The organism is Mesorhizobium sp. M0751 (assembly GCF_040320265.1).
GTDB lineage: Bacteria > Pseudomonadota > Alphaproteobacteria > Rhizobiales > Rhizobiaceae > Mesorhizobium.
In genome coordinates, this window is the sequence record NZ_JAMYPH010000002.1 from 1 (window position 1) to 12928 (window position 12928).

14 protein-coding genes are annotated in these 12928 nt (G+C 63.3%); 11 read left to right on the forward strand and 3 right to left on the reverse strand.

The features are described 5' to 3' along the window. The first annotated feature begins 292 nt into the window (after nucleotides 1-292). Entirely contained in the window at nucleotides 293-1168 is an 876-nt protein-coding gene (locus NKI19_RS02535) for a DMT family transporter (RefSeq protein ID WP_352489438.1), read from the forward strand. Between the two features lie 44 nt (nucleotides 1169-1212). Here NKI19_RS02535 and NKI19_RS02540 read toward each other — a convergent pair whose 3' ends face one another. Next, on the reverse strand, nucleotides 1213-2064 hold the full coding sequence (locus NKI19_RS02540) for a YihY/virulence factor BrkB family protein (RefSeq protein ID WP_352489437.1): 852 nt from the start codon (nucleotides 2062-2064) through the stop codon (nucleotides 1213-1215). Nucleotides 2065-2121: 57 nt separating this feature from the next. Here NKI19_RS02540 and NKI19_RS02545 point away from each other — a divergent pair, with 57 nt between their 5' ends. From NKI19_RS02545 to NKI19_RS02575, 7 genes are all read left to right on the forward strand, one after another. Continuing rightward, nucleotides 2122-2988 (forward strand): SDR family oxidoreductase, encoded by an 867-nt coding sequence (locus NKI19_RS02545; RefSeq protein ID WP_352489436.1) that lies wholly within the window; start codon nucleotides 2122-2124, stop codon nucleotides 2986-2988. 22 nt (nucleotides 2989-3010) lie between these two features. Then, complete coding sequence (locus NKI19_RS02550) at nucleotides 3011-3202, forward strand: twin transmembrane helix small protein (RefSeq protein WP_023677950.1); 192 nt, start codon at nucleotides 3011-3013, stop codon at nucleotides 3200-3202. Nucleotides 3203-3231: 29 nt separating this feature from the next. Continuing rightward, nucleotides 3232-3813 carry a cob(I)yrinic acid a,c-diamide adenosyltransferase gene (locus NKI19_RS02555; RefSeq protein ID WP_023677949.1) on the forward strand — a complete coding sequence of 194 codons (582 nt, stop codon included), beginning with the start codon at nucleotides 3232-3234 and terminating at the stop codon, nucleotides 3811-3813. A 25-nt stretch (nucleotides 3814-3838) separates the two neighbouring features. After that, a complete protein-coding gene (locus tag NKI19_RS02560) occupies nucleotides 3839-4642 on the forward strand; it encodes a rhomboid family intramembrane serine protease (RefSeq protein ID WP_352489435.1) in 804 nt (267 codons plus the stop codon). Between the two features lie 208 nt (nucleotides 4643-4850). Next, a complete protein-coding gene (locus tag NKI19_RS02565; protein ID WP_023677947.1) occupies nucleotides 4851-5600 on the forward strand; it encodes an electron transfer flavoprotein subunit beta/FixA family protein in 750 nt (249 codons plus the stop codon). A gap of 157 nt (nucleotides 5601-5757) precedes the next feature. Further along, the gene (locus NKI19_RS02570; protein WP_352489434.1) at nucleotides 5758-6687 is read left to right on the forward strand and encodes an electron transfer flavoprotein subunit alpha/FixB family protein; all 930 of its coding nucleotides are present in this window, start codon (nucleotides 5758-5760) and stop codon (nucleotides 6685-6687) included. Nucleotides 6688-6801: 114 nt separating this feature from the next. After that, nucleotides 6802-7680, forward strand: a complete 879-nt coding sequence (locus NKI19_RS02575; protein ID WP_023677945.1) for a 3-hydroxybutyryl-CoA dehydrogenase — start codon at nucleotides 6802-6804, stop codon at nucleotides 7678-7680. Nucleotides 7681-7689: 9 nt separating this feature from the next. Here the strand turns inward: NKI19_RS02575 and NKI19_RS02580 are convergent, their stop codons facing one another. Both NKI19_RS02580 and NKI19_RS02585 read right to left on the reverse strand, forming a co-directional pair. Further along, nucleotides 7690-8328 (reverse strand): NrsF family protein, encoded by a 639-nt coding sequence (locus NKI19_RS02580; protein ID WP_352567366.1) that lies wholly within the window; start codon nucleotides 8326-8328, stop codon nucleotides 7690-7692. 1 nt (nucleotide 8329) lies between these two features. Continuing rightward, nucleotides 8330-8872: a sigma-70 family RNA polymerase sigma factor gene (locus NKI19_RS02585; protein WP_352567368.1), complete on the reverse strand. Its 543-nt coding sequence runs from the start codon at nucleotides 8870-8872 to the stop codon at nucleotides 8330-8332. A 202-nt stretch (nucleotides 8873-9074) separates the two neighbouring features. On the opposite strand from NKI19_RS02585, the gene NKI19_RS02590 reads away from it, so the two are divergent. The 3 genes from NKI19_RS02590 to NKI19_RS02600 all read left to right on the forward strand — a co-directional run bounded on the left by NKI19_RS02590 (nucleotide 9075) and on the right by NKI19_RS02600 (nucleotide 12914). Then, the gene (locus tag NKI19_RS02590) at nucleotides 9075-10082 is read left to right on the forward strand and encodes an iron ABC transporter substrate-binding protein (protein ID WP_352567370.1); all 1008 of its coding nucleotides are present in this window, start codon (nucleotides 9075-9077) and stop codon (nucleotides 10080-10082) included. Nucleotides 10083-10251: 169 nt separating this feature from the next. Continuing rightward, on the forward strand, nucleotides 10252-11835 hold the full coding sequence (locus NKI19_RS02595; RefSeq protein WP_352567372.1) for an ABC transporter permease: 1584 nt from the start codon (nucleotides 10252-10254) through the stop codon (nucleotides 11833-11835). Further along, entirely contained in the window at nucleotides 11832-12914 is a 1083-nt protein-coding gene (locus tag NKI19_RS02600; RefSeq protein WP_352567374.1) for an ABC transporter ATP-binding protein, read from the forward strand. Before NKI19_RS02595 ends, NKI19_RS02600 begins: the two co-directional genes overlap by 4 nt. Nucleotides 12915-12928 lie beyond the last annotated feature (14 nt).

Here is a 12928-nt window from a genome sequence, read left to right on the forward strand (position 1 = left end):
GCGTGCGGCTGATAGTGCTGACCACGCTATCTTGTCGACGGTCAGCGCCCGTGATCCCATCCATCCCGTCGCTAAGGCGACCCAGCCTAGCATAAACCTCTGTAAACGCTGCGAAATACACGTGTTTGTGGACGGAAACTAGACTAGATCGGTGAGCTGACGGCCATCAACGGCGCTCCTTCAATTCAAATGACTCTATGGATCAACCGTTTGGTTTTGCTTGCCGGCCCGAACGGCATTAAGCAGTCGCCACAGTCGATCCCTCACCCGAATTCACCGCGGCCTCCGGAAAATGCACAGCCTCAAGCGGTTCATCCCCGCCTCTTTCGTCGTCCTGTGGGCGACCGGCTTCATCGGCGCACGCTATGCCATGCCGTGGGCGGAGCCTTTTGCGTTCCTGGCCGCGCGCTTTGTCCTGGCCGCAATCCTGCTTGTCGCTTTGATGGCCGCACTTGGTTCGAGCCGCGCCACCCGCGATGAGGCGCTGCACGCGACCGGTGCCGGCATCCTGATGCATGGCATCTATCTCGGCGGCGTGTTCTGGGCAATCCACAGGGGCATGCCCGCCGGGCTTTCAGCCTTGATCGTCGGCCTGCAGCCGCTGATCACGGCAGTGCTCGCCGGCCGGCTTCTGGGCGAGGCCATCCTGCCGCGCCACTGGGCCGGTCTCGGTCTCGGGTTGATCGGCGTGGTGATCGTGCTCTGGCCGAAGCTCGGCGCGCTCGGCGGCGGCGTGACGGCCGAAACGCTGGGCGCCTCGCTGGTCTCCGTACTCGGCATGAGCGCCGGCACGATCTGGCAGAAGCGATTCGCCTCCGGCGGCGATCTGGTGGCTGCCACGTTCTGGCAATATGTCGGCGGCGCATCGGTAATGGCTCTGGCCTCGCTCGCCTTCGAGACCCGAACGGTCATCGTCAATGGCGAACTGATCTTTGCTATGGCCTGGCTCGTGCTGGTGCTGTCGATCGGCGCCATCTTCCTGTTGATGGTGATGATCCGCGACGGCGAAATGTCGAAGGTCGCCTCGCTGTTTTACCTCGTGCCGGCCGTCACAGCGGTCATCGCCTGGGCATTGTTCGGTGAGCAATTGAGCCCGCTCCAGATCGCCGGCATGGCGATCGCGACGCTCGGCGTCGGGCTGGCGACGGCTCAGCCGCCAAAAGCATGATCCCGAAAAGTGGGAACCGGTTTTCGGAAAAGATCATGCTTTACTCAGCCGACTCTCGCACGTGCCTCTAAATAGCGGCTGATCGCGGCGTTGAGCTCGCCACCGAGGATGAAGATCGCCGAGACGATATAGAGGAAGACGACGGCGATCATGATCGAGGCGAGGCCGGCATAGGTCGTCACATAAGACGAGAAATGATCGAGATAGGCGGCGAAGATGGTCGACCCGATGAGCCAGCCGACCAGCGTGAAGATGATGCCAGGCACGATCGAAACGAAGCGGCGCTTGCCGGCCGGCAACCAGAAATGCACGGCGAACAGACCGCCGATGATGACGACCGAGGCGATGACGTAACGCCACAGCGTGATCGTGCCCATATAGGGTTTTATCCATTCAAAATGGGATTCAGCCAGCCGTGCCAGCAATGGCGCGAAGACCAGCAGCACGCTGATCGCCAAAAACCCGGCCGTCGCGATCAGCACGAAGATGATACTCTGCACCCGCCGGTAGATGATGCCGCGCGTTTCCGAGACACGATAGGCCCGGTTGAGCGAAGTGCGCAGCGCCTCGATGCCGTTCGAGGCGAAGTATCCGGCAAGCACGATACCGTAGGTCAACAGGTCGCTGCGACGGACGGTAAGCACGTTGAGCACTTCGCGCGCGATCGGTTTGGCGATCTGCTCGGGCCATGTGTCGAACACAAGGTGCACGGCGGTGTCGGCGAAAGCCTGTGCGCCGAAAAAACTCGCCAGCGTCGTGGCGAAGATCAGGAAAGGAAAAAGCGCCATAAGCGCGGTGATCGCCAGATGGCTGGCCATTGCCCAGCCGTCGTCGGTGTTGAAATGGCCGAGCGCGTCGTAGAGGACGCGTTTGAGGGCTACGATCTTCCGCAACAAGAACCGCGTTCCCTTCGATTGTCCCGACGCCGCGAATATGGGAAGGGTTTGCGGTAAATGACAACCCTAGGTCAAACCACCATTCCTCCCGGCGAAGAGTTGCGCACCATCATTGTCACAGGTGCCTCTTCCGGTATAGGCGCCTATTGCGCCCATGCTCTTAAGAAGGAAGGCTGGCGGGTGTTCGCAACGGCACGAAAGCCCGAAGATATCGCCGCCCTAGAGGCCGACGGCATCGAGGCCTTTTATCTGGACTACACCGAGCCCGGATCGATCGAGGCGCTGGTGACGTCGGTGCTGGAACGGACCGGCGGCCGGCTCGATGCGCTCTTCAACAACGGCGCCTACGGACAGCCCGGCGCCGTCGAGGACCTGCCGGTCGAGGCTTTACGGCAGCAGTTCGAGGCCAATGTCTTTGGCTGGCATGATCTCACTCGCCGTGTCGTACCGGTGATGCGCCGCCAGGGCCATGGTCGTCTCGTTCATTGCTCATCGATCCTCGGCCTCGCGCCGGTGCCTTTTCGCGGCGCCTACTCGGCATCGAAGCACGCTATCGAAGGGCTGATGCTGTCCCTCTATCAAGAGCTCCTCGGCAGCGGCATCCATGTTTCGCTGATTGAGCCGGGGCCGGTGAAATCGAAGATCGCTAGCAACAGCCTCGCATGGTTCCTGGCGAATATCGATCACGAGAATTCCGTTCATCGCCTCGCCTATGCGGCGCAACTCAAACGGCTGCGGGCCGGCGGCAGCACATCGCGGCTGAAGCCCGGGCCGGAGGTGGTTTATGCCGCCTTGCACCATGCGCTTCTGTCGCGGCGCCCGCGCCCGCATTATGTGGTAACGGTGCCGGCCAGGATCGGCGCCATCCTCAAACGCATCCTGCCGTCATCGGTACTCTATCGTCTGCTCGCCAAACGCGCCTGAACGCAATTCAACTGGACACACCATGGCAACCGTCTTCAATATCCTCGCCGTTCTCGTCATGGTCGCCGTGGTGATCGTGCTGATCCGCGGTCTCATCAACATGATGCGCGGCGGCTCCAGCATGACTTCCAACAAGCTGATGCAGACGCGCGTGCTATTGCAGTTCGTGGCCTTGGTGCTGATCATGCTGGCGGTGTATTTCACCCGTAAGTGACGCAGCAGCCACCAGCCGGGAGGTAACCCGTGGTCAAGCTCAATAAGATTTACACCCGCACCGGCGACGATGGCACCACCGGCCTCGGCTCTGGTGAGCGGCGGCTGAAATCCGACCTTCGCATCGACGCCTACGGCACGGTCGACGAGGCCAATGCCTGCATCGGCATGGCTCGCATTCATACAGCTGCGGTAAATCCGGCGATCGATGCGATGCTCGGCCGCATCCAGAACGACCTTTTCGATCTCGGCGCCGATCTGGCAGTCCCCGACAATGGCAAGCCTCTCGACTACGAGCCGCTGCGCATCATCGCTTCGCAGACCGACCGCATCGAACAGGATATCGACCTCCTCAACAAGGACCTTGAGCCGCTCAAATCCTTCGTGCTCAACGGCGGTACGCCGGCAGCGGCTGCCCTTCACCTCGCCCGTACGGTGGCCCGCCGCGCCGAGCGCATCATGGTGGCGCTGTCGCAAGACCCGGACGAGCACGTCAACCGCGAGGCGATAAGATACATCAACCGTGTCTCGGACTTTCTGTTCGTCGCCGCACGCGCGGTCAATGACAATGGAAATGCCGACGTGCTATGGGTTCCCGGCAAGAACCGCTGAATCCGCCGGAAGCGGGAGAGGCCCGATGTTCATCCCGCTTTACGACACCAACCGGCTGCGGCACATCAAGCTGCAATATGTGACGATCAGCCTGATCGCGCTAAACGTGCTGATCTACTTTGTCACAACGCTTGGCGGGGAGGACTTCGCCAACGCCGCGGTGCTGGGCCTCGGCTTCATCCCGTCGGTTGTGCATGACAGCGTCGAACTCGCTCCGCAATTTGTCATCATTCCGGAGAGCCTGAGCTATCTGACCTATTCCTTCCTGCACGCGGATATCTTCCACCTCGGCGGCAACATGCTGTTCCTGTGGGTGTTCGGCGACAATGTCGAGGATGCACTCGGCCACGTCCGCTACTTCGTCTTCTACCTGCTTTGCGCCATTGCCGGCGCTTTCTTCCAGGGTCTGGTTGCCTGGGATTCACCAGTGCCGCTGATCGGCGCGTCGGGCGCCATCGCCGGTGTGGTCGCTGCCTACCTGATCCTTTATCCGCGGGTGAAGGTATGGGTGCTGGTCTTCGCACGCATCCCGTTGCGCATCCCGGCCTTCATCCCGCTCATCCTGTGGATCCTGTTCCAGATATTCATGTTTGCCCAAGGGGGCGAGGATCAGGTTTCCTGGGCCTGCCATATCGGCGGCATCATCGCTGGAGCCGTGCTGGTGCTTGTCTTGCGCAGCCGCGGCGTACCGCTACTCGCCGGCGCAGACGAGGAGCCGGCCGTGGTCGCCGGCTCGGTGCCCGTAGCCGTGGAGCCGGCGCCAAGCGAGCCACAACCTGCGCAGCCGGCGCCGCGCTGGGGCCGGGGGACCGTTTCCGGTCCGGACTGAACCGATTTGAGTGCTTCGCCAAAGATCCGAGTGCGCCCCGGATATTGACGCGCGAGGTCGCCGCAACTACGGAAGCGCCACCCTACTGGCGTGGCGAAGACCAGAATTCCGTCCGGAATGTCGGCTTTCGACAACTCTGAAGAGGTGCACGCTGCTATAGCGCGCCCGACGAGCGTGAAGAGACTATCGTGAAAGAGGTGACAGGCAAATGAAGATCCTTGTGCCCGTGAAGCGGGTTGTGGATGCGAACGTCAAGGTCCGGGTGAAGGCGGACGGTTCGGCGGTGGAACTCGCCAACGTCAAGATGGCGATGAACCCGTTCGACGAGATCGCGGTGGAAGAGGCGATCCGGCTGAAGGAAGCTGGCAAGGCCGAAGAGATCATCGTCGTGTCGATCGGGCCGCAGCAGGCACAGGAGACCTTGCGCACGGCGCTCGCCATGGGCGCCGACCGCGCCATCCTGGTCAAGACCGACGAGCAGACCGAGCCGCTCGGCGTCGCCAAGGTGCTGAAGGGCGTCGTCGAGGCAGAACAGCCCGGCCTGGTCATTCTCGGCAAGCAGGCGATCGACGACGATTCCAACCAGACCGGCCAGATGCTGGCCGCACTTCTCGGCTGGGCGCAGGGCACCTTCGCCTCCAAGATCGTGCTCGACGGTGACAAGGCCACGGTGACGCGCGAGGTCGATGGCGGCCTGCAGACGCTGGAACTGAAGATGCCGGCAATCGTCACGGCCGATTTGCGGCTGAACCAGCCACGCTACGCGTCGCTGCCCAACATCATGAAGGCCAAGAAGAAGCCGCTCGACGAGAAGAGCCCTGCCGACTACGGCGCCGACGTCAAGCCGCGGCTCAAAGTAATCAAGACCGAGGAGCCGGGCGGCCGCAAGGCGGGCGTCAAGGTCAAGAGTGTCGCCGAACTGGTAGACAAGCTGAAGAACGAAGCCGGCGTGCTGTAGGAATTCAGGTGATGCCGGCCTGCAAACGGCAGGGTTCTCCGCTTCCGGTGCTCACGTACTGAAGTACGCTCCGCTCCGGTTCTCGAACCCAACCGTTTTCGACTCGGCCTGACATGAATTCGAACGTCGCCACTGAAGTGGATCAAGGAATAAAGAGATGACAATTCTTCTGATTGCCGAACACGACAACGCTGCGCTTTCCGACCAGACCGCCAAGGCGCTTTCGGCGGCGCTGCAGATCGGTTCGGACGTGCATGTGCTGGTTGCCGGCAAAGCTGCCAAGCCGGCAGCGGACGCCGCCGCCAAGCTCAAGGGCGTCACCAAGGTGCTGCTCGCCGACGCTGACGAACTGACCGAGCGTCTCGCCGAACCGCTGGCGGCACTCGTCGTTTCGCTTGCTGAGCCATACGAGACGATCATCGCGCCGGCGACCTCGTCGGGCAAGAACGTCGCGCCCCGCGTGGCGGCGCTGCTCGATGTCGCCCAGATATCGGAAATCATCGAAGTCGTGTCGCCCGACACCTTCAAGCGGCCGATCTATGCCGGCAACGCTATCCAGACGGTGCAGTCGAGTGACGCCAAGAAGGTGATCACGGTGCGCACTGCTTCCTTCCAGGCAGCACCCGACGGCGGTTCCGCACCGGTCGAGACGGTCCAGGCGGCGGCCAATCCCGGCCTGTCGAGCTTTGTCGAGAACAAGCTCTCCGAGACCGACCGTCCAGAGCTGACCTCGGCTAGGATCATCATCTCGGGCGGCCGTGCGCTGGGCTCCTCCGAGAAGTTCCAGGAGGTCATCCTGCCGGTCGCCGACAAGCTCGGTGCGGCGGTTGGCGCATCTCGCGCCGCCGTCGATGCCGGCTATGCGCCGAACGACTGGCAGGTCGGCCAGACCGGCAAGGTGGTAGCGCCCGACCTTTATATTGCCGTCGGCATCTCCGGTGCCATCCAGCACCTTGCCGGCATGAAGGATTCGAAGGTGATCGTTGCCATCAACAAGGACGAGGAAGCGCCGATCTTCCAGGTCGCCGACTACGGTCTCGTCGGCGATCTCTTCGTCATTCTGCCGGAACTGCAAAAGGCGCTTTGACGCCTTCTGCCAAAGCGTATTAAATTCTGAGGGGTGGGGTAGACGAAGTCGCCCCGCCCTTTTAGTTTGCACTGCACAAAAAACGGGCCGCAAAGGCCTCGACGGGATCGGGTAATGAGCAAGATCGAGACGATCGGCATCATCGGCGCGGGCCAGATGGGTGGCGGCATCGCCCATGTGTCGGCGCTGGCGGGCTATAAGGTGCTGGTTTACGATATTTCGCCCGACCGCATCGAAAAGGGCATCGCTACGATCAGCGGCAACATGGCCCGTCAGGTCGGCTCCGGCAAACTCGAGGAAAAGCTGCGCAATGAGGCCATGGCGCGCATTTCGGCGGCACCGGCCATGGCCGACCTTGCTGGCGCCGATCTGGTGATCGAAGCAGCGACAGAGGACGAGACGGTCAAGCGCAAGATCTATGCCCAGCTGTGCCCGCAGCTCAACCCCGAGGCTATCCTGGCGACGAACACGTCATCGATCTCGATCACGCGGCTGGCTTCGCAGACCGACCGCCCTGAACGCTTCATCGGCATACATTTCATGAATCCGGTTCCGGTGATGAAGCTGGTCGAACTGGTGCGCGGCATCGCCACCGAGGACCAGACCTTCGAAGCGGCAAAAACCTATGTGAAGCAGCTCGACAAGACGATCACCGTCTCGGAGGATTTCCCGGCCTTCATCGTCAACCGCATCCTGCTGCCGATGATCAACGAAGCGATCTACACGCTCTATGAAGGTGTCGGCTCGGTCGACGCCATCGATACCGCTATGAAGCTCGGCGCCAACCATCCGATGGGGCCGCTGCAGCTTGCCGATTTCATCGGGCTCGATACTTGCCTGTCGATCATGCAGGTGCTGCATGACGGGCTGTCGGATTCGAAATACCGCCCCTGCCCGCTGCTGGTCAAATATGTCGAGGCCGGCTGGCTCGGCCGCAAGACCGGGCGCGGCTTCTACGACTATCGCGGCGAGCACCCCGTTCCGACGCGTTGATCGGCGTCACTACCAGCGCACGAAAAGTCGTCCGCCGACCGCCCCGAGCACGGCAAGGCCGGCGATCGCGATCGTATACCAGGTGCCGACAAAAAGCGGCGAATCGTCGAAGCAATGCGCTGCATAGAAGGTCGCCGCCAGCCCGCCGGCAAGCAGGCCTGCCGCCGCACCGGCAAGCACCGGCCGTGTCGGCGCGCCATGACGCAGCACCGCGAGAAAGACGGCAAGCGGGCCGATGCCGATCAACGGAATAAAGGTCAGGCAGACGACCATGTTCGTCCCGACCAGGCGTGTGCCCCAGTCGGACGCAGGCACGGCGAAGAGTTCGAGAATCACGGCCACAATCACCAGCAGCGGCGCGGCGACCATCCAGCTCGCCACCCGGCCGGTCGATGCACCGGGCATCGACAGCGCACGCACCAGGGCAAAGGCGCTGGCGGCAAGAGCGATCGTGAAGACGAATTTGGACAGGAACCGCATCGTGTGCATGGCGATCGCAATGTCGGGGCGCGGGCCGATCGTCAGCCAGAAAACCGCGGCCGCGATCACGATGGCCGCGCCGGCGGCAACCCACCAGGCGGCGCCCAGCGGCAGCGCCTCGCTGCGGGCATCGGCGTCGAGCGCCTTGATGAGATCTTCGGTCCTCATGTTATTCCCGCCCCGCCCTGAACCGTTTGGCAATGGCGGCAAGCCCGCGGTGCAGTGACACCCGCACAGCCGTCTCGCTGATGCCGAATTTGGCTGCGGTCTCACCGATTGACCGGCCTTCGACCGATACGGCAGCGACGACGGAACGTTGTGCCGGCGAGAGGCTGTCGAGCGCCCGGTTGACGTCGCGCTCGCTCACCGTCTCTGATTCCGGCTCGGCAAAGGTCTCGGCGATTTCGTCGATCTCGACCTCGATCCGCCGGCCGCGCCGCCGGAACGCATCGATCAGCTTGAAACGGGCTATTGCATAGACCCAAGGCAGCACCGGCGCATCACGGCGCCAGGTGTGTCGTTTCACATGAATGGCCAGCAAGGTTTCCTGCACGACATCCTCGGGATCCACCCCGCCCTGCACGATCTTACGCCGGGCAAAGCCACGAACGAGCGCGGCGATCCGGTGCAGAAAGTCGGCATAGGCCCTTTCGTCTCCGGCGATCGCGGCCCGCAGCAGCCGTGAAAGCTCGGCCTCGTCCTTGCCGCTCACAAGAGTTCACTCCCCGATATTCGCGTCTCGGCGCTGATTTGTTACGGGGCCGGCGAAATAATGTCCAAGGCAAATTAGCTGAGCATCACGAAAGTTTGCTCCTTTTGAGCAATTGAGTGGGCCAGCAATGTTGACTGCGCTAGTCATGTATTGATAGGTGCAGCGTGCCAAGCCAAAGACCATCGAAATCGAGGACGACGCCATGAAGTATGCACTTTCCGCCCTTGCCAGTGCGACAGCACTTGCAATCAGCCTGATCGCCGGCCCGGCAATAGCAGAGGACGAGGGCATCGTCGTCTACAACGCCCAGCACGAAAACCTGACCAAGGCCTGGGCGGAGGGATTCACCAAGGAAACCGGCATCAAGGTCACCGTCCGCAATGGCGGCGACAGCGATTTCTCCAATCAGATCGTTGCGGAAGGCACCGCTTCGCCCGCCGATGTGTTCCTGACGGAGAATTCGCCGGCCATGGCGCTGGTCGAGGCGGCCGGCCTGTTCGCACCGGTCGACACCGAGACGCTGGCCCAGGTTCCGCAGGAGTACCAGCCGGCGAGCGGCAAATGGGTCGGCGTCGCCGCGCGCAGCACCGTCTTTGCCTACAACAAGACCAAGCTGACCGCCAACCAGCTGCCCAAATCGCTGCTCGATCTCGCCGATCCGAGCTGGAAGGGCCGTTGGGCCGCTTCGCCCTCCGGCGCCGATTTCCAGGCGATCGTCAGCGCGCTTCTGCAGCTCAAGGGTGAGGCAGCGACGGCCGAATGGCTGAAGGCGATGAAGGAGAATTTTACCGCCTATAAGGGCAACAGCACGGTGATGAAGGCGGTCAATGCCGGCGAGGTCGAAGGCGGCGTGATCTATCACTATTACTACTATGGCGATCAGGCCAAGACCGGCGAGAACAGCAAGAACGTCGAGTTGCACTATTTCAAGCACCAGGATCCCGGCGCTTTCGTCTCGGTTTCCGGCGGTGGCGTGCTGGCCTCGAGCAAGCACCCGAAGGAAGCGCAGGCTTTCCTGACATGGGTCACCGGCAAGGGCGGCCAGGACGTGCTGAAAACAGGCGATTCCTTCGAATACGCGGTCGGCAAGGGCGCCGAGTCCAATCCGAAGCTGGTGCCGTTGGCCGATCTGCAGGCGCCGAAAGTCGACGCGACGACGCTGAACTCGAAGAAGGTGACCGACCTGATGACGGCGGCCGGCTTGCTTTAGCCGGCGTTCGTCCTAAAAGGGCAACCGACTGCGCTCCTGTGGGAATTCGCTTTCCGCGGGAGCGCTCTGTTTTCAAGATGGCATTTGCCTATGACCACAAGCTACTCGCGAGATTATCCGCCGCCGATCGTTTCCGCCTCCGGGCGGAAACGGCACAACGTATGATCTGATGCAGTCGGCGATCGATCTCGCACCTTCAGGCTTGCCAGCCGACACCACGGCCGTGCGGGCACGTCGTTGGTCGGTCTCATGGATTTCGCTGGTCGCCGTCTTTGTCTCGCTTTTTGCGCTGCTGCCGCTTGCCTTCATCGTCTGGGTGGCCGTGCAGACCGGCTGGGAAACGGTGGCGGCGCTCGTGTTCAGGCCGCGCGTCGGCGAGCTTCTGGTCAACACCAGCCTGCTGGTGGTGCTGGCGGTGCCGATCTCGATCGTGCTGTCGGTGGCGCTGGCCTGGCTGACCGAGCGCAGCGATCTGCCGGGTGCCCGCTTATGGGCCTGGCTGTCGGTGGCGCCGCTCGCCATTCCCGCCTTCGTCCACAGTTACGCCTGGATCACCATGGTGCCCAGACTGCACGGCCTGTGGGCCGGCGTGCTTGTGTCGGTCATCGCCTATTTCCCGTTCCTCTATCTGCCGGTGGCGGCGGCATTGCGCCGGCTCGATCCCGCTCTCGAGGATGCAGCGGCAGCCCTTGGTCTCGGCCCGTGGCGTGTGTTCAGGCGTGTCGTGCTGCCGCAGCTCCGGCTCGCCATTTGCGGCGGCTCCCTGCTGGTCGGCCTGCATCTCCTGGCCGAATACGGGCTCTATGTCTTCATCCGCTTCGACACCTTCACCACCGCGATCGTCGACCAGTTTCAGTCGACCTTCAACGGTCCCGCCGCCAACATGCTGGCCGGCGTGCTGGTGACCTGCTGCCTTGTGCTGCTCGGGCTGGAGGTGCTGGTGCGTGGCGAGGAGCGCTATGCCCGCGTCGGCTCGGGTGCTGCGCGCCACCAGCAGCGCACGAACCTTGGGCGCGCCACCATTCCTTGCCTGCTGCTGCCCGCCATCACCACGCTGCTGGCGCTCGGCGTGCCGTTCGTCACTATCGGCCGCTGGCTCATCGCCGGCGGCGCCGACGTCTGGCGGTTCGACGAGATCGGCCTGGCGCTTGGCCAGACGCTGTTCCTGGCGATTGCCGGGGCGCTGCTTGCCACCGTCGCGGCAATGCCGATGGCGTGGATCTCGATTCGCTCGCCGGGAAGGCTGCAACGCGCCCTGGAGGGCTGCAACTATATCGTCGGCGCATTGCCCGGCGTCGTCATCGCGCTGGCGCTGGTCACCATCGCCGTGCGTATTGCCATGCCGCTCTACCAGACCCTGTTCACCATCCTGGTCGCCTATGCGCTGATGTTCCTGCCGCGCGCCCTGATTAGCCTCAGGGCGTCGATCGCACAGGCGCCGGTCGAGCTCGAACGCGCCGCCTCCAGCCTCGGCCGGTCGCCGCTCAAGGCGCTGTGGTCGACGACCATCCGCCTGTCGGCGCCGGGCGCCGCAGCCGGTATGGCGTTGGTCGCGCTCGGCATCATGAACGAATTGACCGCAACCCAGATGCTGGCGCCCAACGGCACCCGCACGCTGGCGATGGCGTTCTGGTCCTATAGCGGCGAGATCGACTATGCATCGGCGGCGCCTTATGCCCTGATCATGGTGGCGATGTCACTGCCTTTGACCTGGCTGCTCTATGTCCAGTCGAAGCGGATGGCCGGGCGATGAGCTTTCTCGAGCTGAGCGGCATCCACAAGCACTACGGGCCCGTCGCAGCACTTGCCGGCGTCGACCTCAGCGTGGCCAGCGGCAGCCGTACGGCAATCGTCGGGCCGTCCGGTTGCGGCAAGACCACGTTGCTGCGGCTGATCGCCGGCTTCGAGGCGCCGGACCAGGGCCGCATCGTGCTCGATGGCGAGGTGCTGGCCGATGGCGACACGGCCGTGCCGGCGCATCGCCGCGGCATCGGGCTGGTGGCGCAGGACGGCGCTCTATTCCCGCATCTGAGCATCGCCGCCAATATCGGCTTCGGCATGGGGCGTCACGAGGAAAAGCGCAGTGAGCGCATCGCCGAGCTCGCCTATGTCGTCGGGCTCGACAAAGGGATCCTGAAGCGCCGCCCGCACGAACTTTCGGGTGGCCAGCAGCAGCGCGTCGCGCTCGCCCGCGCCATGGCCATGAAGCCGCGGCTGATGCTGCTCGACGAGCCGTTCTCGGCGCTCGACACCGGCCTGCGCGCCTCGATGCGCAAGGCCGTGGCCGAGCTCCTTGAAACCGCCGGCATCACCACCATCCTGGTCACCCACGACCAGGCCGAGGCGCTGTCATTCGCCAGCCAGGTCGCGGTGATGCGCGACGGCAACTTCTCGCAGGTCGGCACGCCACGTGAGCTCTATTTCAAGCCGAAGGACAGGATGGTCGCCGAGTTCCTCGGCGACGCCATCGTCCTGCCGGCGAGGATCGCCGATGGCTTCGCCATCTCGCCGCTCGGCCGCATCGCCGTCGACAGCCCGGAGCGGCGCGACGTCGCCCGCATCATGCTGCGGCCGGAGCAGGTGTTGCTGAAACGCACATCGCGTGAAGGCATGTCCGGCACGCCGGACATGCTGTTCGGCGAGGTGACGGAATCGGAGTTCGCCGGCTCGATGTGCACCATCGCGGTGCGTCTGTTGAACAGCCCCGATCCGCCCGACGCCGCGGCCATCGGCAACACGCCGTTGATCCTGCGCAAGCCGGGCATGGACGCGCCGGCGATCGGCGAGATCGTCCGGCTGACCGTGTCGGGCAAGGCGCATGTGTTTGCCTGAACGATTTTGGGCAC